The 20,427-nt window shown below is 49.1% G+C and carries 22 protein-coding genes; 6 read left to right on the top strand and 16 right to left on the bottom strand.

Translation table 11 applies throughout. The features are described 5' to 3' along the window. Positions 1 to 87 precede the first annotated feature (87 nt). Positions 88 to 4,089, top strand: coding sequence for a putative type IX secretion system sortase PorU2 (gene porU2 / locus GK108_RS06525; RefSeq protein WP_163944648.1), 4,002 nt, complete (start codon positions 88 to 90; stop codon positions 4,087 to 4,089). Beyond that, positions 4,086 to 5,123, top strand: a complete 1,038-nt coding sequence (locus GK108_RS06520; protein WP_163944645.1) for an acyltransferase family protein — start codon at positions 4,086 to 4,088, stop codon at positions 5,121 to 5,123. The genes porU2 and GK108_RS06520 overlap by 4 nt, the downstream gene beginning before the upstream one ends. Here GK108_RS06520 and GK108_RS06515 read toward each other — a convergent pair whose 3' ends face one another. The 15 genes from GK108_RS06515 to moaC form a co-directional block, all read right to left on the bottom strand. After that, positions 5,124 to 5,786 (bottom strand): thiamine diphosphokinase, encoded by a 663-nt coding sequence (locus tag GK108_RS06515; protein WP_163944641.1) that lies wholly within the window; start codon positions 5,784 to 5,786, stop codon positions 5,124 to 5,126. A 39-nt stretch (positions 5,787 to 5,825) separates the two neighbouring features. Beyond that, positions 5,826 to 6,581: a 3-deoxy-manno-octulosonate cytidylyltransferase gene (gene kdsB, locus GK108_RS06510; protein WP_163944638.1), complete on the bottom strand. Its 756-nt coding sequence runs from the start codon at positions 6,579 to 6,581 to the stop codon at positions 5,826 to 5,828. Between the two features lie 88 nt (positions 6,582 to 6,669). Further along, positions 6,670 to 7,374, bottom strand: a complete 705-nt coding sequence (locus tag GK108_RS06505) for a phosphatase (RefSeq protein WP_163944636.1) — start codon at positions 7,372 to 7,374, stop codon at positions 6,670 to 6,672. 77 nt (positions 7,375 to 7,451) lie between these two features. After that, a complete protein-coding gene (gene kdsA / locus GK108_RS06500) occupies positions 7,452 to 8,303 on the bottom strand; it encodes a 3-deoxy-8-phosphooctulonate synthase (protein WP_163944633.1) in 852 nt (283 codons plus the stop codon). Between the two features lie 22 nt (positions 8,304 to 8,325). Then, positions 8,326 to 9,456, bottom strand: coding sequence for an iron-containing alcohol dehydrogenase family protein (locus GK108_RS06495; protein WP_246224731.1), 1,131 nt, complete (start codon positions 9,454 to 9,456; stop codon positions 8,326 to 8,328). Beyond that, the gene (locus GK108_RS06490; protein ID WP_163944630.1) at positions 9,449 to 9,760 is read right to left on the bottom strand and encodes a DUF2442 domain-containing protein; all 312 of its coding nucleotides are present in this window, start codon (positions 9,758 to 9,760) and stop codon (positions 9,449 to 9,451) included. The genes GK108_RS06495 and GK108_RS06490 overlap by 8 nt, the downstream gene beginning before the upstream one ends. Beyond that, entirely contained in the window at positions 9,699 to 9,989 is a 291-nt protein-coding gene (locus GK108_RS06485) for a DUF4160 domain-containing protein (RefSeq protein ID WP_163944628.1), read from the bottom strand. Before GK108_RS06485 ends, GK108_RS06490 begins: the two co-directional genes overlap by 62 nt. Positions 9,990 to 9,993: 4 nt before the next feature. After that, on the bottom strand, positions 9,994 to 11,199 hold the full coding sequence (locus GK108_RS06480; protein WP_246224730.1) for a DegT/DnrJ/EryC1/StrS family aminotransferase: 1,206 nt from the start codon (positions 11,197 to 11,199) through the stop codon (positions 9,994 to 9,996). A 199-nt stretch (positions 11,200 to 11,398) separates the two neighbouring features. Continuing rightward, the gene (locus GK108_RS06475) at positions 11,399 to 11,875 is read right to left on the bottom strand and encodes a nucleoside deaminase (protein WP_163944625.1); all 477 of its coding nucleotides are present in this window, start codon (positions 11,873 to 11,875) and stop codon (positions 11,399 to 11,401) included. 88 nt (positions 11,876 to 11,963) lie between these two features. Next, entirely contained in the window at positions 11,964 to 12,749 is a 786-nt protein-coding gene (locus tag GK108_RS06470; RefSeq protein ID WP_163944622.1) for a nucleotidyltransferase domain-containing protein, read from the bottom strand. A 91-nt stretch (positions 12,750 to 12,840) separates the two neighbouring features. Next, the gene (locus GK108_RS06465) at positions 12,841 to 13,023 is read right to left on the bottom strand and encodes a DUF308 domain-containing protein (RefSeq protein ID WP_163944617.1); all 183 of its coding nucleotides are present in this window, start codon (positions 13,021 to 13,023) and stop codon (positions 12,841 to 12,843) included. Further along, positions 13,020 to 13,418, bottom strand: a complete 399-nt coding sequence (locus tag GK108_RS06460) for an HdeD family acid-resistance protein (protein WP_163944614.1) — start codon at positions 13,416 to 13,418, stop codon at positions 13,020 to 13,022. Before GK108_RS06460 ends, GK108_RS06465 begins: the two co-directional genes overlap by 4 nt. A gap of 119 nt (positions 13,419 to 13,537) precedes the next feature. Beyond that, positions 13,538 to 14,146: a DUF6992 family protein gene (locus tag GK108_RS06455; protein ID WP_163944610.1), complete on the bottom strand. Its 609-nt coding sequence runs from the start codon at positions 14,144 to 14,146 to the stop codon at positions 13,538 to 13,540. A gap of 124 nt (positions 14,147 to 14,270) precedes the next feature. Beyond that, positions 14,271 to 14,858: an NTP transferase domain-containing protein gene (locus GK108_RS06450; RefSeq protein WP_317166491.1), complete on the bottom strand. Its 588-nt coding sequence runs from the start codon at positions 14,856 to 14,858 to the stop codon at positions 14,271 to 14,273. Continuing rightward, positions 14,833 to 15,312 carry a cyclic pyranopterin monophosphate synthase MoaC gene (gene moaC, locus GK108_RS06445; RefSeq protein ID WP_163944607.1) on the bottom strand — a complete coding sequence of 160 codons (480 nt, stop codon included), beginning with the start codon at positions 15,310 to 15,312 and terminating at the stop codon, positions 14,833 to 14,835. The genes GK108_RS06450 and moaC overlap by 26 nt, the downstream gene beginning before the upstream one ends. A 97-nt stretch (positions 15,313 to 15,409) precedes the next feature. Between moaC and GK108_RS06440 the strand changes: the two genes are divergently transcribed. The 4 genes from GK108_RS06440 to GK108_RS06425 all read left to right on the top strand — a co-directional run bounded on the left by GK108_RS06440 (position 15,410) and on the right by GK108_RS06425 (position 19,404). After that, positions 15,410 to 16,603 (top strand): molybdopterin molybdotransferase MoeA, encoded by a 1,194-nt coding sequence (locus tag GK108_RS06440; protein ID WP_163944603.1) that lies wholly within the window; start codon positions 15,410 to 15,412, stop codon positions 16,601 to 16,603. A gap of 22 nt (positions 16,604 to 16,625) precedes the next feature. Beyond that, positions 16,626 to 17,558, top strand: coding sequence for a carbon-nitrogen hydrolase family protein (locus GK108_RS06435; RefSeq protein ID WP_163944599.1), 933 nt, complete (start codon positions 16,626 to 16,628; stop codon positions 17,556 to 17,558). A gap of 7 nt (positions 17,559 to 17,565) precedes the next feature. Then, on the top strand, positions 17,566 to 18,372 hold the full coding sequence (locus GK108_RS06430) for a helix-turn-helix domain-containing protein (RefSeq protein WP_163944597.1): 807 nt from the start codon (positions 17,566 to 17,568) through the stop codon (positions 18,370 to 18,372). 72 nt (positions 18,373 to 18,444) lie between these two features. After that, entirely contained in the window at positions 18,445 to 19,404 is a 960-nt protein-coding gene (locus GK108_RS06425; protein WP_163944594.1) for a nitrilase family protein, read from the top strand. Positions 19,405 to 19,414: 10 nt separating this feature from the next. Here the strand turns inward: GK108_RS06425 and GK108_RS06420 are convergent, their stop codons facing one another. After that, positions 19,415 to 20,410, bottom strand: a complete 996-nt coding sequence (locus GK108_RS06420; RefSeq protein WP_163944591.1) for a glycosyltransferase family 9 protein — start codon at positions 20,408 to 20,410, stop codon at positions 19,415 to 19,417. Between the last annotated feature and the right edge of the window lie 17 nt (positions 20,411 to 20,427).

Genomic DNA, 20,427 nt, shown 5'->3' with positions numbered 1-20,427 from the left:
CAGGCCCTTTTTTATGTCACTATATAAACATAAAAAGAATACAAAAGAAAGAATTTAGTGTAACTTTAACGGCCATACCCATCAACTATGCGCCGTAACGTATTGATTATTGTCTGCTATCTTGCCGGGCTGGCTCAGACTCTAGCCCAACAACAACCTACTGGCAATGAATGGATTAATTACCAACAAACGTATTTTAAGATCCCTATTGCTCAATCCGGCATTTACAGAATAACATACACAGAGTTAGAAAAAGCGGGTTTTCCAGTAAAATCAATACCGCCTGCCACAATCCAGCTTTTCCATCGGGGCGTTGAGCAGGCTATCTACGTAGCAGGCGAAGCCGATAACCAGTTTAATGAAGATGATTTCCTGGAGTTTTACGGACAGGGTAATGATGGTGCTCAGGATTCGCTGTTGTACCGGCCGGTTAGTGCCCAGCCACATCCGTACTACAGCCTTTTTAGCGATACAACAGTCTACTTTTTAACGTGGCGTCTGGATGGAAAGCCCGGTAAACGCATGGCCTCCTACTCAGATACCAATGCCGACAATCTAGCTCCCGAACCGTATCACTGGGCCGAAGAACTCCGATTGTTTACCGATTCATACCCAGGCTGGGCTGCCGGTATTCCACCCAAAATAGAGTATAGCTACTACGAAGAAGGCGAAGGATATACTGGTCTTATTCAGCAAAAAGGTCAATTTTACGATAACACGTTTTCGCTCGACAACGTCTACCGAAACGGCCCGGCACCGCGTTTAGACGTTTTACTGGCCGGTCGCGGATATACTGACCATACCGTTGATTGTTACGTTGGTTCTTCTCCAGCTACCCGCCGAAACATCGACTCAGCCTCTTTCGCGCTTTATACCAATGGCCGGATGTCGAAGGACCTGCTCTGGTCTGACATAGGTAATGATGGAAAGCTATTGGTATCGACCGTTTCAACGGGAAACGACGGATCAGACTCGTATTCTGTCTCGTATATACACCTACAATATCCACAGCGTATTACCAACAATGGCCTAGCGACACAAACGTACCGGCTTACCCCCACCCCCACTGGTCGCTCGCTTTTGACTGTTGACCGTAGCAATGCTCGTTTCTGGGATATTTCGGACCCAGTTGCTCCGATACGTATCGGAGCAACAACCTCCCTGGCAGGAAGCCACCAACTCATCGTTCGCAACACGTATAACGGCCGGACAGTGCTACGTTCTGACCAAGTCAAAACCGTTCCTCGTCTTTTACCCGTTACGTTCCAAAACTGGTCGGAACGGCGACCGACGTATTTGATCATTAGCCACGAGTTGCTGATGAAACCAGCGGGCGGCTACTACGATGCAGTACGGGCTTATGCTACGTATCGTGCCTCTGAGACGGGCGGCCAGCACGATACACTTACGGTATCGATTCAGCAGTTGTTCGACCAGTATAGCTATGGCGAACGGCATCCACTGGCGATCCGGCGGTTTGCCGATCAACTGTTACGTCAGAGTGTAAACTCGCCAAATCGACCTCGTTACCTACTCCTGATTGGTCACAGCCGTAGTACGCCCAGTGTACGTCGCAATTACGACCAGGTCAACATCGATCTGGTTCTAACCGCCGGATTTCCCGGTTCAGATTTGCTATTCACCGCTGGACTGGCCGGAGAGCCGCAGGATGTACCCGCTATTCCGACCGGCCGACTCAACGTTACGTCTCCTCAGCAAGTCATTGATTATCTGAATAAAGTAAAAGAGTTTGAGAACACCCCTCCCGATCAACCCTGGCGTAAACGAATACTCCATTTAAGCGGTGGTGCGAATCCGGGTGAAGCAATCACGTTCAAGTCAATTCTTAGTCATTATGGTACAACGGCTATGGGCGAATCGCTTGGCGCACAGATCGCGACCATCGGCAAGAAAACCACCAATTCGGTGGAGTCGATCAACGTAGCGAAAGAAGTTAACGAAGGCGTTGGACTGATGACTTTCTTTGGCCATTCGAGCCTCGATGTATCGGACCTCGACATCGGTTTCTGTTCTAACGATGCGCTCGGATACAGCAATAAAGGCAAGTATCCGCTGATGCTGATCAATGGTTGTGCCAGCGGTAATATATTCTATAGCCGCCCCACGTTTAGTTCAGACTGGGTCGTTACACCGAATCGGGGCGCTATAGCCGCCATAGCCAACAGCCACCTGGGCTATACCGACGTATTGGACCGTTATAGTCAGCAATTCTACACGTTACTGACCGATAGCACTTCTCTTCATCGATCTGTTGGCGAAATCCAGCAGGAAACGGTTCGTCGCGTACTGGCCAAAAATCCAACGGGTCTATATCTGGCAAACGCGCAGCAGATGGTCTTGCAGGGCGACCCAGCCATTCGACTGTTCCCGTTTACAACCCCTGATTATGCCGTAACAACCAACGATGTAACAATCGACAATCCTTCTGGCCAGCCTTTAACAGCGTTGAGTGATTCGGTCAGGCTGTCGGTTGTCGTCACTAATTACGGCCAATACCGACGTAGTGCCCTTCCAATACGTGTACGGCGATTTCTTGACGACCAGGAAACGGGTGTTTACAACGTGGTTTTGCCTCGTGCTATTGCGTATCGGGATACGCTGCTCCTTACGCTGCCCAACGACCGTACGGCCATCGGTCTGAATCGATTTGAGGTTACGGTTAATCCGGCAAATACCATTCAGGAACTCAACCACACAAACAATCAGGCATCTGTGGAATTGACCGTAGGCGCTAGTGGACCAGTTCTTATTTATCCACCACAATCCGGCATGATTCCGAACCGCACAGTCCAACTGGTGGCTTTTTATTCCGCCACCGGCGTTCACACCTTCGATGTAGAACTGGATACAACAGCCCGGTTCGATAGCCCACTAAACAGCAAAACAACGCTAAGGGCCGAAACAACCATCACACACGTAACAACTCTGGCAACACAGTCCAGAACACGCTATTTCTGGCGCGTCCGAGAGACGAGCAACCCCAATCAATGGTCGACAGGCTCATTTACGTTCGATCCCGACAGCAAGGCCCAGGGACTTCCTGAAGGCCAGCTTCGGTTAGTTCACGCGCTGCCAGCCGATATTGAGCAAGGCGATACAGTTTCCGTTACGGCTCAATTTATCAATCTCAGTCCCTATAACTTTTCGGATTCACTAACTATTCAACAAACGCTTTATGCCTCCAATGCAGCACAACCAATAGCGACTCAATGGCAACTGAACGCGCCTGTTTCGGGCGATACGCTATGGTTCATGATGCGTATTCCAACCGAAAAAATACCCGGAATCAATCGTCTGTTGCTCACGGTTAATCCACGTATTCAGCCCGAATATTCGTTTGTTAACAATACACTCGACCTGCCATTAGTCGTGCGTCCCGATCGGACTGGCCCACTCCTTGAAGTGGCCATCGACGGAGTTCGGCCAGAAAACGGAGTCAACGTATCCGCTCAGCCTACTATTGATGTATTGGTTGCCGATGATAATCGGTCGCTGGTACGTCGCGATACATTGGGAACTGAGCTATTCCTGCAACGACCAGAAAATACTCATTTTGAGCGCCTTAGCTGGCGTAACGCCCGCATTCTGTCTACTAATCAGGATATGATTTTCAGGATTCGCTACGTATCTCCGACGCTTCCAGAAGGCACGTATCATCTGCTGGTTACGGCCAGCGATCAGCTGGGTAACGTAGCAGCCCCGTACCGGATCAGTTTTCGGGTCAGTTATGCACGAACGCTGACCGACCTCACCGTCTATCCGAATCCTTTCTGTGATCAGGTAACGTTTGCGTTTCGAATCACCGGCGATAAAGCACCCGAACGAGTTAACCTGATTATTACCGACGTAGCAGGCCATATTGTTCGCGCTTTACGTAACGATCAGCCTGGCTTTACCAGTCGAGTTGGGCTCAACGAGTGGCTGTGGGACGGCCGGTCCGATTCTGGCAATGTATTACCTGCCGGAGTGTATTTGTATACGCTCACCCTCGACGATTCAGAACAAGACTGGCGGGTTTCCGAAGGAACTCAAAACCAAGGCCGTGGCCGGGTTATACGAATACGATGACAACCACCAGCGAACAAATTCCCGCGCTGACTGGTCTGCGTGCGCTGGCGGCTTATCTGGTTTTCCTGCACCATTACAATCCAATACGTTCCCCGAACTGGTTTCATCAGCTAGTGAATCAGAGTTATATCGGGGTTAGCATTTTTTTCGTACTGAGCGGCTTTCTCATCTATCATCGATACGCCGAGGAGTATGCCAGCAAGACGTGGTCCTGGCGGGCTTATTTACAAAATCGCTTCGCACGACTTGGGCCTTTGTATATACTGCTTCTGCTAGTAACCGTCGGAGCAGCAGTTGTGCAAGGGCAGTCAATTAACGGGACTGAACTTCTCCTTAATCTGACTGTAACGCAAGGACTTTCTGAGCAGTATGTATTCAGCGGGATCGCCCAAAGCTGGAGCTTGACCGTTGAACTTTGTTTCTATCTGTCGGCGCCGATGCTGTTCGGTCTTATGCTACGTTGGGGACCGTTACGTCTATCAGCTTTGCTGGTGGGTCTAGGTTTGCTGTTACGTTACAGTGTAGGTTGTTTGCAGGGGCACGGACTGTTGGGTAGCCTGCATTTTGTCCTTTTCTATACCTTCTTTGGCCGCGCTTTCGAGTTTATTGCCGGAATGTGGCTTGCGCACCGATGGCGCATTTTACCATACAGGCAGACAACACGTACTGGGTTTATGCTGGCCATGCTATGCGTCGTTGCCCAGACATTCATCGTGACTCTCTATGAAGACAATAACGTAGCATTGCTAAGCGAATTCGTCTTTTACAACGGATTCCTGCCCGTAGGAATCTGCTTGTTTCTTCTCGGACTACTACGCGAAAAAACAGTCATCCAGAAATTATTATCAACCTCTATAGTCCAGGCTTTGGGAAGAAGTTCGTACGCTTTTTACCTGATTCACATCGGTATTATTAGCCGAGTACTACAGCGTTTCATCGACAGTTATGTCATATTGTTTATAGTTCTTGTGGGGATTAGTTATGCGTTATATGAAGGTATTGAAAAGCCATTACAACGTCGGTTTGGCGCGTAACTAATCCCAGCACTCCATAATCAACAGATCACCGGTTTTGGCTTCGATCCGCACAAAACCATCTTCGGCGGCTTCGTTACTGCTACTCGTGAAGTAGCCCAGTGTCAATGTAGCGTCCTGAAGGTTATATTTTAATCCATCGGACGTAAAGCCGGTGACAGTTCCGACGGGTATTAACGAAACAGGCGTTCCGGCTTCATACCATTTCTCGAAACGACCCACCAGCGGGAAAATCTTGGAGTGGTCGTCAATCATCACTATACGAATCTGTTCTTTATAGCGAACAATATTCGTCATATTGGTCAGGCTATGATCGGCCCGACGACCCGTAGCCCATACGATATTGACCGCCGGAAAACCCCGCTCAATCAGAAATTCGATACCTTTATCCAGGTCCGTCTTATTCTGATCGGGCGTATGCACCACCTCCAGTGGATACTGCTGTGCCCGAATAACATCGAGGTCTAAGTCCTGATCAAAATCACCCAACAATACGTCTACCTTAATACCCAGTTCGAGCACCCGCCAGATGGCGCTGTCGAGCACGACCACCGTCGGGCTCCACTCCAAAAGTTGCCCAAGTAGCTCAGGCTGACAAGCTTCGCCATTGGCAATCAATAGTGCGGGTTCCTGTTTTTCGCGAACAACGTGATGAGATGACATAAATGGGGTTAATAAGCCAGAATGATACGTAGTCTGTTATTACTTCAGATCACGTAGCGCTTTCTCAATATCAGCCGGATCGTCAACGCTTGGCGTCTGGAAACGTGTTTCAACCAGTTTAATCCGATAACCGGCTTCCAGCCAACGTAGTTGCTCTAATGACTCGGCCTGTTCGAGCGAAGAGGGTGGCAACAGCGTAATCTGTTCGAGAATATCGGCCCGGTAGGCGTATAAACCAACGTGTCGATGATAGGTATGATGCAGATGCCAGACAGACGGATCGACACCCCACAAATGAGGAATGGCGGCCCGGCTAAAGTATAGCACCTCATTTCGGGAGTTAATAACAATCTTGGCTTCTTTTGGATCATGTAGGATATCAGCCGAGTCGACAGAAGCCATCTGCGTGGCCAGTTCGACGGAGCCGTCCAGAATAGCCGCCAACTCATCGATCTGCTCAGGATCAATGAAAGGCTCGTCGCCCTGAATGTTGACGATATAGTTTGTTGAATCCTGAGAAACTTCCGCTTCTGCCACCAGCCGGCTATAAGCCTCCCAACAACGATCCGTTCCACTGGGATGATCGGTCCGTGTCATTACAACCTCTCCTCCTATCCGGCGTACGACTTCGGCAATACGTTCGTCGTCAGTGGCTACCACCACTTTATCCAGTGACTCGGCCTGCCAGGCCTGTTCCAGCACGCGCTGAATCATGGTTTTGCCGCCAATATCGGCCAATGGTTTACCGGGAAAACGAGTCGACCCGTACCGGGCAGGAATAATACCGATGATCATAACTGTAGTTGGGAGAAATCAGGCTGTACCTGATTTCATTAACATGTACTAAATGACTAAACTCCGCTTAGTCTGGCTCACAAAACCATTACTGTTTCGGCTCCGGACCATCCGGACCAACTGTCCAGTAACTGGGTTCGATGGCTTGCCGTTGCTGGTAATATTGATCGTAAACAGGGCGGTAGCGTAGTCGTTCACTCATAACCGTATCGAATTGACCGAGCAGACCCAGCATTAGCTCGCAGCCCTCCCGAACGGCAAAATGACCGCTTTCGTTACCCGTTACGTAGTCCACATACCCATTCTTGATCGCGTAGTTCAAGAATAAAGGGTTGGCCTTCCGTCGAATCATGATCCGTACGCCTGCTACTTCAGCTACAGACAGATCGAGTGCATCATCGAAGAAAAAAGCAACCTGATTCGGCTGTAGATTATGCTGTCCCAGGAAATGAGCCAATACCTCCACTTTGTTTTTGGCCTGCGAATAACAGGCATGGAAATGCTCACGACGTACCAGTTCGTCGGCCATTACGTTCGTTACGCCCGTTATAATACCCACAACAGGTAGTTGGCCGCCGTGGTGCAGCCAGAAGCCAAACCGGAGCAGGTTGGTTCCCATTGAATCTACCTCACTGAACGAGCTACTTCCCGAACCGGTTTTTGTGCCGTCGTTAAAAACCCCATCCCAGTCGAAAACAACAGCCCGAATGGCCTTTAACTTCTCCGTTAACGTATCAGCGGAGGTAACAAATTGCCCACCAAGCTCTGTAAAAATCTGTTCTGTATCGGTCATAAAAAATATGTATGCCGTACGTAGTATAATGCATTAGAAACCAGATACATCATACTACGTACAGCATACATCGTCAATTACGCCAGTTCTGGCAAGGTATTGCGGTATTTCACTTCAACAGCATGTAGCTCTAGCAAGGGTTTCAGGAACTCTTCCAGATAGCGAATGTCGAGCTGACTGGCGGCATCGCAAAGGGCTTCGGATGGGCAGGTATGCGTTTCCACAAACAGACCATCAACACCAGCAGCCACACCCGCGCGAGCCAATACCGGCAAGTACTCGCGGGCACCACCTTTAGCATCGGCCGACGGAATACCATACTTACGAATGGCGTGCGTTACGTCGAAAACGACCGGATAGTTGGTACGTGCCATGTGATAGAAACTACGTGGGTCGACCACCAGATCGTTATAGCCGAAGGTATATCCGCGTTCCGTCAGTATGATCTGATCGTTGCCCGAATCTTCCACTTTTTTGACCGGGTGCTTCATGTTTTCCGGTGCCAGAAACTGACCATGTTTAATGTTCACCACCCGGCCGGTTTTAGCCGCTGCCGTAACCAGCATAGTCTGCATACACAGATAAGCCGGAATCTGGATAACATCGACCACCTCCGCTACCGGAGCGCACTGATCAGGATAGTGCACATCGGTCAGCAACGGAAACCCGAATTGTTCTTTTACTTTGGCCAGAATCGCAATGCCTTTCTCCAGACCAGGACCATTGTAATAGTCCAGACTAGAACGGTTGTCTTTCTGGAACGATGATTTATAGATGATTTTGATACCGACTCGCTCCTGGATTTCGCGGAGTTGTTCGGCAACCGTCATCATAATTTTTTCGTCTTCGATAACGCAGGGTCCACTAATGAGGAACAACTCATCAGACCCGCACTCGATGTCGCCAACGCGAACGATTTTTTGAGACATAATTGTCAACAGTTAAGATAAATTATAAGCGCCGGAACAGATCTTTCAGTACGTCGATGGTAATGACCTCCTGCCAATTGTCACCGATGGCATGCAGCCACATATGGGGCAGATTATACGATACGTGGGCCATCTTTGTAATGGTTTCATCGTCCCATTCGTTCGCCAGGCCCTGCGGCAAATCAATCTGGTGGTACGCTACCATCTGCTTGAATTCAGCAACACCTTCCGGATAGTAGTCTTCCAGATGATTCATGATCAGGCAATTGGCATAACAATGGCGAGTTCCCAGAATTTTCGATAAGCCGTAGCTGAGCGCGTGGCACACACCAACCTCCGAATAGGTCAGGCTCAACCCGCCCATCAACGACGCCACCATCAGTTTATCGTCGTTTTCGGGTGTCTGCCCAGACTGTTCGCCCAGGTAAACCTCCCGACAAAGCTTCATGGCCTGTTCGGCGTACGCATGCGAATACGCGTTATTCATGCGGCCGTTTTCCGACTCTACGCAGTGGATGTACGTATCCATACCCGTATAGAACCACCAGTTGCGCGGTACGCTGGCAATCAATTCAGGATCGAGCACGACTTGGTTAAAGACTGTCCATTCGCATTTCAGACCGAGTTTTTTAACGGGTCCAGTCAACACAGCAGTCATCGACACTTCGGCTCCTGTTCCTGAAATGGTTGGTACCCCCACGTGATACACCCCTGGTTTTTTGATTAGGTTCAGCCCCTGATATAGCGTCGATGAGCCTTCGTTGGTCAGCATCAGCGACAATGCTTTGGCAATGTCCATGATGCTTCCTCCACCAATGCCTACAACCCCGGAAGGAAGCCCTTTTTTGGCCAGGATTTCATCGCGAAGCTGATCGATTTGCTCCGTAGTCGGCTCGTGCTCTTCAACACTGATGTAATACGTCAGGTCTTCGGCATGAACCGGAACCCGCTCCTCGAGCGGTTTTCCTTTAAAATAATTATCGACGATGAAGACAAAATAGCCTTCGTTGTCGCCCCGACGTGGAGCCAGAATTTCATCGAGTTGTGAAAAACTTCCCCGACCAAAAACGGTCTTCTCGATGCCTTTAAAGTTCTTATGCGTGGTTTGTGTTTGTGCAGCTACCATGATGGCTTCAGGCTGAATTTTAAGCATCAGCCGCTTTAATAGGGGGATATAAAACGTTTTTTACACCAATAATTTCGTCTATATCATCCCAAAAAATATGATAAGCAGAAAATGAAAAATGTTGCCGTTGCTCAGAAGTGGCGTTAGCTAAAAGTGGCGACCAGGTAAACGGCCATGCAATTGACCGTCCATCTTCAAGATCCATATGCACTCGAGTATCATCTACCCAAACATTCTTGATGATAGGTAGATCATCAATCATTACCTGATCAACTACTCCGTTTGGTTTTATAATTGATTGCAATATGGTTGGTTGTGCAATAGTTGCCATACATTTCCTGAATTAAGGCCATTTGTGCTGTTAACGTCGCTTCAATATCGTTCAGTTCACGTTGTTTAAACCCTTTAGAATCTGCCAATTCAAAACTTCCGTCGGCAAAAATCCAATACTTACAGAGCTTTCGTCCGCCGTCACCGACATGAATATGGAAAGGTTCATTGATAAGATCGAACATAACCAAGAAGAAGCGCAGCCCTGCACTAATAAATAACGTGGGCATTACGTTACGCTTCTACCAGTGTGGCTTTGCGGGCTGCGGCTTCGATATTTTTAGCCAGTGCAGCTACTTCCTCCGATGTCCAGGTAGCCCGGATACCGAACGAAACCAATCGCCCGACCACCGCCTGTGCGTTTGGAATATCGAGATTATGGTAATCCTGCGGAGCACCAAATTTCTCGATAGGCAACGCTGCGGCTGTCTTCATATCTTTCAGATGGTTCCACTGGTTAATGAAGTGGTACATATTCGTGAACCAGTAGTTGAACCCTCCAACACCAGCCGCATTCAGTTCAGCCACAAAACGACCGGCGGTTTCGGTATCCGGCAACAGCAAATTCAGGAACGTAGCCGAATCGCCGTTTGCATCGGGAATACGGGCAAACGACACGCCTGGCACCTGACCCAACGTCGACATCAATTGTTTTTTATGGCGATTGTTGTTCTGAATAATTTCGGGAACCCGGCGCGTTTGAACCAGCCCAACCGCAGCATGGAGTTCGCTGATCCGGTAGTTGAAGCCCATAACTGGGTGTTGCTCCATACCCCGGTTTGAACCAATATGATCGTGACCGTGGTCGGAATACGAATCAGCGTGCTTATAAGCCGTTTCGTCGTTTGTCACCATGATGCCACCTTCACCCGCTGTGGCAATTTTGAAGAAGTCGAAGGAATAGGCTCCGGTTTTACCCCAAAGGCCCGTATAAACTCCTTTGTAGCTGGCGCCCATTGCCTGACCAGCATCTTCGACCAGCACCAGATTATGCTCGTTGATAACGGCCATGATGGCGTCCATATCGGCCATCTGACCACACATATGAACCAGACAAACGGCTTTTGTTTTCGGCGTAATGGCCTTACGGATACCGTCAGCACTCAGACAAATGGTATCGTCGATATCGGCAAAAACAGGTAGAGCTCCGGCCATCAGAACGGCCTCAACCGTAGCTATGTAGGTAAACGGTGGCACGATCACCTCGTCACCGGCACCAATACCAGCAGCTGCCAGGGCGCACAAAACGGCCGTTGACCCGCTCGATACTGCATGAGCGTATTGAGCACCTACCAATTTGGCAACTTCAGCCTCAAACTCACGGGCTTTATAAATATTGTTGCGTTGTGCTTCGTGATTATAGCGAAACAGGATACCGGTCTCAAGCACATCGTTGATTTCCTTGCGCTCGGCCGCTCCAAAAAATTCCATTCCTGGCATAACGAAAACCGTTTAGAAAGCCGTTTCGAGGAATCGGCTCTTTTTTTTACAAAAGTACGGTTTTTCAAAGGTTTTCGTTTCGACAGGATTGACAAGATTCGTGATAGCTGTCAGGCCCATAGTGTTTACGGGATAAAACGCTTTAAGCGTTAAGGCAATAAAAAGCATCCTACTCATCCCGTGAATCCTGTCGAAAAACTCAATACGGTACTCGTTTTTCCAACGCAATCCATTCATCGAAAACCAGATTGGCTTCGTCACGTAGTGACTGCTGCATGGGAATATGACGTTCCTCGCGGGGTTTTTCCAACTCATTATAAATGAAATGGTCGTCGAAACCAGCGCGGGCCGCGTCGTAATGGAAGGCTCCATACACAATTCGACTGGGTCGTGCCCAGTAAATGGCCCCCAGACACATGGGGCAGGGTTCACACGAAGCATATAGTGTGCAGCCATCCAGCTGAAACGTACCAAGATTTCGACACGCATCCCGAATAGCTACCACTTCGGCATGAGCAGTTGGGTCGTTCGTTGACGTAACCTGATTACAACCTCGTCCAACGATTTCGCCGTTTTTTACGATCACAGAGCCAAAAGGCCCGCCCTGGCCAGTGGTCATTCCTTCACGCGCCAGTTGGATGGCTTCGCGCAAAAATTGTTCATCCTGATTAATCATTACAGCTATATGTTTAATGTAGCCTGGACCTCCGGTCCGGGTAAAAAAAGTTTGTGACATTACCCGGACCGGAGGTCCAGGCTACTAGTTAGAGCGTTGCTACGTAACGTAACACTGCGGTTTGGGCAGCATCGTTTTTCTGCAACGTAGCAGGAGCCAGTATATCCCGCAACTCTTCGTAGAAAGCAATGGCCTCCGTCATTGCTTTACGTAGTGATTCTCGTTCTGGTGCCGCAACCGTATTCCGTAGACGTATTAAGTCGGTCTGATCAGCCAGTGTTTCCAGCCGTCTGACTCCCCTCGGCAAGCCACCTTTACGCAGGTGTACCATTGGACCAAACACTACGTTCCGCAGAAACGAAAGAAAGTCCATCGCTTCGAAATACTCACCCCGACCAATTTTGAGAGCTGCGTAATGAACCCATATCCAGAAACGGTCTTCGATCCATTGAAAATCAAAAGGAGGATATTCCGCCATTGAATCCTGAATTACGGATGTTAATAAGCCGTTACGTTCCCAAACCACGACCGGATCTTCAACACGCTCATAAAATTCAGGCAGCGTTAAAAACTTGATATCGACGTGTAGAAGTGGGCAATCGTAGAGAGCAATAAGCAAACGAGGTTCACCAACATGATCGCCCCGAAACGCCCCAATGAGCGTACCTAGCCGCGACGCATACGCCCGCATATGAGCAACGTCGGGCGCAATGGCTTGTTCTGTTACCAGCACCAGATCAAGGTCGGAATAGGCGTCCATATCGGCGGAAATCCAGGACCCGCCAACTGCCAGACCGATAGCACCGGGATCTTCACGAAGACATTCGACAACTCTGTCTATGAACGTTTGGAAAGGTTGTAGAATCGTTTGCATAGTGGCCTTGCGATTAGTGAATTATCGCAAAACCGCGCCAGATTCAGATAAGTTCAGAGCTGATGGCGAAAAACCATGTGCTGCCAATTACTTACGATTCGTGATCCATACGTTTTTTCAGGGTACGCAGACGAAGAGCCAGGGAAATCCGATAAACACCAGCGAAAAAGAAAGCCATGCTCGTCCAGATAATGATATTAAACATGCCGAACGTGGGGTTACTGATCATCAGAATGGCAAAAATAACGAGCGCTAATCCTAACAGTAAGATCAAAACCCAGTTAGCAACCCCAACAGAGCGTAAACTAAACGACGACCCATTACGAAAGCCCCTCGTATTAACAGCACAGCTCCCAGCAGCACGGGCAGAACCATCATGGTTACGGTTGGATTCACCAGCAAATATACCCCCAGTGCCAAATCAATCAGTGCCCCGATTAACAACCCGCCCCATCCCTGAATCTGCTGGCGGTTGTTAACAGCAAAGGCTACTTCAGCAAGTCCCGATATAGTCAATACCAGGCTAAACAGGAAGCTTAGCGAGCGATAAGATGTTGTTGGCGTGGACAAAATCCAGATGCTGAAGCCAATCATAACTATACCAACCAGCAAGGGAATCCACCAGTGTTTGGCTGTCTCCCGAATCGATTCGCGAAGTGGGTTTTCCATTCGTATGTCCTAGTTAATGTCTTATCGGTTAACATCCATACGGAATAGTTGTTGGAGCTGCTTCGCTGAAAAAGCCTTTCCCGAACATGATTAACCCGTATTTATGTCTTAGCAACGGACTATCGGATTGGCATAGCCAACCCTACTCCCATAGGTCCGGCCGAAAGAAGTTTTATTTCCTGTTTGTCGCCCCGGTTCTTGAAAATGAAATAATTCACCAGATCAAAAGCGAGCAAAAATCCACCCTGCAGCATGATCGATTTACCATATCCCTCTAGTTGTTCGCGTTTATCGGGACGGGATTGTCCTCGTTCCTGCAAATACGCTCCTCCCAGTACATAAGCGACATCGAGGCCGGCATTTACCAACAGCACCTGCTTCATGGTTTCATGTCGGCGAACAGCCTGCGCCAGTGTTTCGTCGCCCGGCTTTACGTTCCGGGAACCCAATAAACCAGCCCCGGCAATGCCAAGATTAACCAGGTTCCAGTATATATTCATCCGATGGAAATAGCGGGCTTCGCCAGTAGTTTGCCCCGCCATAATACTCCCGGCGGCTATATTGGCCAGCGCATACCCTCCAAGCGTTAGGCCAAGCGTTTTTTGATGACGAATACGCTGATGGCTAAAATCATACAATGTATTCGCCGACGTAACACGTTGAGCTGTTGCTATGTTGCCCAGCAAAAAAGCACCAATCGTAATCAGGTATTGCCCAATTGAGTTCATAAGCTTGCATTTTATGTATCAACTGAAGTCATCCGCGGATGTTTGGGCAGAACAGGGCAACCTTATAAACGATTTTTTCATCGATATGCCATGTCTCGAAGACATGGCATATCGATGAAAAAATCTATAAACCTAGCCTGGCTCTGGTTGCCGCATCGTTAATGTTGGTTAGTTCGCGAATGCTGGGTGCTGTCAATAGATGAATATCATTCAGCATCAGGATTCGGCGGGGCGAGTAAGCACCGTCTGTGTAGGATTGCTGTAGAATGGGCCAGAATGAAGGTTCCCAGATACATAATAAAGGCTCAGGAAAACGGCCATCTGAATCGTAGAAGCAGGTCGCATTTTTTGTCACGTCACGACCATGTACCAAAACGTCCAGCGACTCAGCCGTCAGGAAAGGCATATCGCAGGCTACGGCCAGCCAGGCCGTATCAGGAACGGTCTGAAAAGCCGACATAATGCCGTTTAATGGTCCAACCAGATTATCGAATGCATCGACAATGAGCGGCTGCCCGGCATCCGACAAACTGGCGGCCTGGCTGGCATTTACGGACCAGTAAACCGTATCGCAATACGGTTTAAGTAAATCGGTGAGGTGGTCGCGCTGGGGTTTCTGATGATACGTTAGTTCCGATTTGTCCTGTCCCATACGCTTGCTTAACCCACCAATCAATACCAGACCATTAATCCTGGTCGCGCTTGAAGTCACGTTTTCCACCCGTTTTTTCCATCAGTTTAGTTTCGGTAATGATGATATCGTGCGACAATGCCTTACACATATCATAGATTGTTAAGGCCGCCACCGACGCGCCAACCAACGCTTCCATTTCAACACCTGTTTTTCCCTCAGTTGAAACCAGACAATCGACAATAGCGTCCGAACCGCTGGTCGTAATCGTAATCTGGCAGTTGTCGAGCCCCAGCGAGTGGCAAAGCGGAATCAGATCGTCGGTACGTTTGGCAGCCATCGTTCCGGCAATAATGGCGGTCTGAAATACGGGGCCTTTCCGGGTTTGAATGTCTGTTCCCGTCAGGTGCTGCATAATATCGGGGCCGAGTGCTACCACGCTACGAGCACGCGCCGTGCGACGGCTAACTGTTTTTTGCCCAACGTCAACCATAGACGGGTTTCCCTGTGCGTCGAGATGAGAAAGAGTGCTCATGCCAAATAATGATGAATTATGAATGATAAATGATGAATAGATTGCGACTTTCGTAGTAAAATTGATCATTTATCACTCATAATTCATCATTGCCAACATGCTTTCCGTCGCCGAGGCCTTCACTATTACCCAAGAGCACCTGTTGCAGTTGCCCACTGAAACTGTTCACTTAACGGAGGCTACTGGCCGAGTGTTGCAGGAATCTATCCAGGCCGACCGCGATTTTCCGCCGTTTAATCGAATCGCAATGGATGGCATCGGCATTCAGTTTGCTACGTATGCAGCCGGTCAGCGGACGTTTCCAGTACTAGGCCGACAGTTTGCGGGGCAACCCCAACAAACATTGGCAGATCCAACAGCTTGCCTGGAAGTGATGACCGGGGCCATGCTCCCGGCTGGTGTCGATACGATTATCCGATATGAAGACGTAACGATTGCCGATGGTAAGGCGACGATTACGATTAGCGATGTCGAGCAGGGACAACATATTCATCGTCAGTCAGTGGACAGAAAAGCGGGGGATCAATTGGTCGCTGCGGGATCATTACTCACCCCCTCAGCCATTGCCGTAGCCGCATCGGTTGGTCAGGCATCCGTTATTGTCACAAAACAACCACGCGTAGCGCTGATCTCGACGGGCGACGAACTGGTCGACATCGATGAAGCACCGCTACCCTATCAGATTCGTCGGTCGAACACCTATATGCTCCGAGCTGCTTTACAAAGCTTGGGAATAACGGCATCGCTAAATCATATTGTCGATGATGAAGCCATTCTGGAAACCCGATTAACGGAATTACTGGCCGAAAACGACGTACTGATTCTTAGTGGTGGCGTCTCGGCGGGGAAAGCAGATTTCGTTCCGGACGTACTGGCCAAAATTGGTGTACAGAAGCATTTCCATCAAATTGCGCAACGGCCTGGAAAACCGATCTGGTTCGGTACTACGTCTACGAATCAAACGGTATTTGCGCTACCCGGTAATCCAGTATCAACGGTCTTATGTGCCTACCGCTACGTTATTCCGTACCTCCGGGCGTCAATAGGTTTGCCGTCTGAGCTACCGCGTTACGCCCAGTTAGCGAAAGCGATAACGTTTAAGCCAACTATTACGTATTTTCTGCCCGTCCGGCTAATTTCTCTTCCCGCCGGAAGAATGGTTGCGGAACCACTGCCGGGTTCAGGATCGGCCGACTTCGCGAATTTGCTGGACGCCGACGGCTTTATGGAATTGCCTGCCGATCAGTCGGAGTTTGCTCAGGGTGAAGCCTTTCGGGTGTGGAGTAAATAATGTCAAGATGTTGAGTTAAACAATGGTACATTTCAAAACGGTAAAAGCCGGGGTAGTTCAGGCGACTCCGGCTCTGTTCGACCTGGAAGCCAGTGTCGATCGGGTTATTTCCTGGATTGACAGAGCCGCTCAGGAAGGCTGTCAATTACTACTTTTCCCTGAATCATTTATTCCCTGCTACCCACGCGGGTTAACGTTCGACGCTACCATCGGCCGACGAACCGATAAAAGTCGGGAAACATGGCTGGATTATTGGGCCAACAGTATTGAAGTGCCTTCCAGGCAAATTGACCGAATCAGCGAAGCGGTAAAAAAGTCGGGGATATTTACGGCCCTGGGCGTTACAGAACGCGACCCCATTGGCGGTACGCTCCACTGTTCGCTGCTTTACTTTGGTAAAGATGGTTCCTTTTTGGGTAAGCACCGGAAATTGAAACCAACCGGATTAGAACGCTACGTATGGGGCGAAAGCGATGGCAGTACGCTGGTTAGTTTCAATACCAAACTAGGCCGAATCGGTGGACTTATTTGCTGGGAGAACTACATGCCCCTGGCCCGAATGGCCTTCTACCAGAAAGGTATCGATATTTATTTAGCGCCAACGGCTGATTCCCGGGAATCGTGGCAGTCGACCATACAACATATTGCTCTGGAAGGGCGTTGTTTTGTACTGGCCTGCAACCAGTACGTCCGAAAAGCAGATTACCCGGAACGCTACCAGGCCGATCTAACCCATGAACCTGAGATTATGTCGGGTGGGGGTAGCGTTATTATTTCTCCCTTGGGCGAGGTGCTGGCTGGCCCGCTCTGGAATCAGGAAGGTTTGCTCACCGCTGAGCTCGACTTTGCTACGTTAGCGAAGAGTAAATTAGACTTCGACCCCGTGGGCCATTACGCCCGGCCTGATGTGTTTAAACTGGAAGTAGTTAATCAGCCACCCAGCCTGACCGTGTAAGCATACTATGCAACTGGCTCCCTCTCCTGCACTCGCCGATCTCGTTAAGCACTATCTGATTATTGACCATCAGGTCGAGAACGTGTTTACGCATCGTTTCTTTCCTGATGGCCATGCGGGTCTCGTTTTTTCCTACGCGGATTCGTTAACCCGTTCCGACGATAGGACGTTACCAGCCACTCATCTGGATAGTTTCATGTACGGGCAAGTCAATCGGTATCATAACTTAAGCACGGGAAAGAATATCGGCCTGCTTATTGTTGTGCTACAACCCTGGGGGCTATCTCTGCTGTCGAGCATACCGGCAGACGAAACAACCAATCAGCAACTCAGTTTTGGCGATGTGTTCGGGAATGCGGGAATTTATCTACAAGACAGCGTTTTAAGATGCGCGAACACCATCAGCCGAATTAAACAAATTGAGACTTTTTTGCTCCGGTTAAGGCAACGGCTATCGCATGAATCGGCTTTGATCAAGGCGGCTGCCGAACTGATTTCTTCTACAAACGGTGCGATTCCTATCCAGCAACTCACCCAACAACTAACGATCACGGAACGAAGTCTGGAACGCCGTTTTAACAAGATAATCGGTATTGGTCCAAAACAATTTGCCCGCATACTACGTCTCCAGAATTGCCTTAAAATTCATCGGCAAAATCCGTTACTCAATCTAACTCAATTAGCCTACACAGCTGGCTACTACGATCAGGCTCATTTTATCCGGGAGTTTAGCCACTTCGTTGGCATAACGCCCAAACAATACGAGGCCAATACAAAAAGGCTGGCCGTAAACCTGATGCCTCTCCCTCTTTAATTGCTTTGTCGGTTTTATACAATTATTGACTTTCAGACCAGCCTACCTTTGATCCATCAAACGAAAGTGGTTATGGAAAATCTTCGTATTGCAACAGCACAGTTCGAAAATGCCAGTGGCGATAAAGACTACAACCTGGCTATCATCAGCAAATTAGCAGGTAAAGCGGCCCAACAGGGGGCTCAGGTAATAGCCTTTCACGAATGCTCGATTACTGGCTATACATTCGCCCGGAACTTGTCCAGAGAACAAATGCTGGACCTCGCCGAATACATTCCAGAAGGCGAAAGTATTCAGGCACTCACGCAGATTGCCCGTGATCATAACATCGTCATTCTGGCGGGTTTGTTTGAAAAAGATCACCAGGATCAGCTGTTCAAAGCATATGTCTGCGTGGGAAAAGAGGGTTTGATTGCCAAATACCGAAAGCTTCATCCATTCATTAATCCCCATCTGCTGCCCGGCGATCAATACGTAGTGTTCGATCTGTTTGGCTGGAAATGTGGTATTCTGATCTGTTACGACAACAACATTATCGAGAATGTTCGGGCAACGTCTCTGTTGGGGGCAGACATTATTTTTATGCCGCATGTTACGATGTGTACGCCGTCGACCCGTCCCGGCGCTGGCTTTGTTGACCCAGTTCTTTGGGAAAACCGCGAAGCAGACCCAACCTCAGTACGTATCGAATTCGATGGATTAAAAGGTCGGGCATGGCTGATGAAATGGTTACCCGCCCGCGCCTACGATAACGGGGTGTATGTCGTTTTCTCCAATCCGATTGGCATGGACGATGATCAGCTCAAAAATGGCTGTTCCATGATTCTCGATCCGTTTGGCGATGTTCTTGCCGAATGTCGGCAGCTCGGTAATGACGTAGTAACAGCAATCTGCACACCGGAAAAATTACAACTGGCGGGAGGCTCGCGTTACCGAAAAGCCCGACGCCCTGAATTGTACCGCGACATTATCGGTCAGTCCCATACATCAGAGCAGAAAGTCGTCTGGTTGACCCCGGAAACTGACCAGTAGAAGAGTAGCCCTACTCCAGATTTTTCTTTTTACGTAACTCCCTAACTTCAAAATCAAAGGAGAGTTCGTTCATGCACTTGAAGTGCTTGAGCGGGCATTGATCAAAACCAATCTTGGAACATGGCCGACATTCGAGGCCGGTACGTTCCAGCACTACGTAGGGAGTTTTGTAGGGATACATGCCCAACTGAGGAGTTGTGTTTCCCCAGATAGAATAAACTTTTTTCTTAAGCGCAGCCGCGATGTGCATTAACCCCGTGTCATGACTAAATACAACCCGAGCACCCTGAACAATGGATGCTGACTGATTGAGATTGTATTGCCCGCAGGCGTTGTAAACCATGTGTTTACCCACGGCCCGCACAATTTCATCACCCGCTTCCCGATCTTCTTTACCTCCCAGCAAAATAATCGGATGGTTAATTTTCCAGCAAAGCTCAATCATCCGTAGTACGGGCAGTTTCTTGGTTGCGTGCTGCCCACCAATGGCATACGCTACGTAGTTGTGCCGATGGGTTTCGGGAAGCCAATCGGCTTCGACATGATCGCGGTAAGGGATAAAATAATCGAGCCCACGCCCGTCATTCTGAACGCCAAGCGGCTGAACCGTTGCCATATAGCGGTCAACGATATGCACATTCGGCATGGCATTCACTTTCCAGCGAACATAAACCCATTTACGCAGATTCAGCTTGTCGAAACTATAGGAGCGTACGCCCAGACGAAGCTTAATGATTCGGGTACGGAGATTGTTGTGCAGATCGATGACATAGTCATATTTTTCGGCACGTAACTGCTGGATAAGGTCTCCTAGCTTATCTTGCAGGAAAAATGTCTTGTCGATGTACGGATTATTTTCGACAAGCGTCTGATAGGCTCGCTTGGTACAAAAATGCACCTGAGCGCCCGGCAACTGCTGTTTCAGGCAACGCACAACGGGCGTCGTTAAGACGATATCGCCAATGGATGAGAAGCGTAAAACAAGGATTTTTACCGGGCTGGCCATGGTTCACTCTATTTCCG

Source organism: Spirosoma terrae (genome assembly GCF_010435915.1).
GTDB lineage: Bacteria > Bacteroidota > Bacteroidia > Cytophagales > Spirosomataceae > Spirosoma > Spirosoma terrae.
This window is presented reverse-complemented; position numbering and strand designations above follow the sequence as displayed.

Coding starts and splice junctions, on each gene's coding strand:
- porU2 (WP_163944648.1), top strand. CDS start 88: ATGCGCCGTAACGTATTGATTATTGTCTGCTATCTTGCCGGGCTGGCT.
- GK108_RS06520 (WP_163944645.1), top strand. CDS start 4,086: ATGACAACCACCAGCGAACAAATTCCCGCGCTGACTGGTCTGCGTGCG.
- GK108_RS06515 (WP_163944641.1), bottom strand. CDS start 5,786: ATGTCATCTCATCACGTTGTTCGCGAAAAACAGGAACCCGCACTATTG.
- kdsB (WP_163944638.1), bottom strand. CDS start 6,581: ATGATCATCGGTATTATTCCTGCCCGGTACGGGTCGACTCGTTTTCCC.
- GK108_RS06505 (WP_163944636.1), bottom strand. CDS start 7,374: ATGACCGATACAGAACAGATTTTTACAGAGCTTGGTGGGCAATTTGTT.
- kdsA (WP_163944633.1), bottom strand. CDS start 8,303: ATGTCTCAAAAAATCGTTCGCGTTGGCGACATCGAGTGCGGGTCTGAT.
- GK108_RS06495 (WP_246224731.1), bottom strand. CDS start 9,456: ATGCTTAAAATTCAGCCTGAAGCCATCATGGTAGCTGCACAAACACAA.
- GK108_RS06490 (WP_163944630.1), bottom strand. CDS start 9,760: ATGGCAACTATTGCACAACCAACCATATTGCAATCAATTATAAAACCA.
- GK108_RS06485 (WP_163944628.1), bottom strand. CDS start 9,989: ATGCCCACGTTATTTATTAGTGCAGGGCTGCGCTTCTTCTTGGTTATG.
- GK108_RS06480 (WP_246224730.1), bottom strand. CDS start 11,199: ATGCCAGGAATGGAATTTTTTGGAGCGGCCGAGCGCAAGGAAATCAAC.
- GK108_RS06475 (WP_163944625.1), bottom strand. CDS start 11,875: ATGATTAATCAGGATGAACAATTTTTGCGCGAAGCCATCCAACTGGCG.
- GK108_RS06470 (WP_163944622.1), bottom strand. CDS start 12,749: ATGCAAACGATTCTACAACCTTTCCAAACGTTCATAGACAGAGTTGTC.
- GK108_RS06460 (WP_163944614.1), bottom strand. CDS start 13,418: ATGGAAAACCCACTTCGCGAATCGATTCGGGAGACAGCCAAACACTGG.
- GK108_RS06455 (WP_163944610.1), bottom strand. CDS start 14,146: ATGAACTCAATTGGGCAATACCTGATTACGATTGGTGCTTTTTTGCTG.
- moaC (WP_163944607.1), bottom strand. CDS start 15,312: ATGAGCACTCTTTCTCATCTCGACGCACAGGGAAACCCGTCTATGGTT.
- GK108_RS06440 (WP_163944603.1), top strand. CDS start 15,410: ATGCTTTCCGTCGCCGAGGCCTTCACTATTACCCAAGAGCACCTGTTG.
- GK108_RS06435 (WP_163944599.1), top strand. CDS start 16,626: ATGGTACATTTCAAAACGGTAAAAGCCGGGGTAGTTCAGGCGACTCCG.
- GK108_RS06430 (WP_163944597.1), top strand. CDS start 17,566: ATGCAACTGGCTCCCTCTCCTGCACTCGCCGATCTCGTTAAGCACTAT.
- GK108_RS06425 (WP_163944594.1), top strand. CDS start 18,445: ATGGAAAATCTTCGTATTGCAACAGCACAGTTCGAAAATGCCAGTGGC.
- GK108_RS06420 (WP_163944591.1), bottom strand. CDS start 20,410: ATGGCCAGCCCGGTAAAAATCCTTGTTTTACGCTTCTCATCCATTGGC.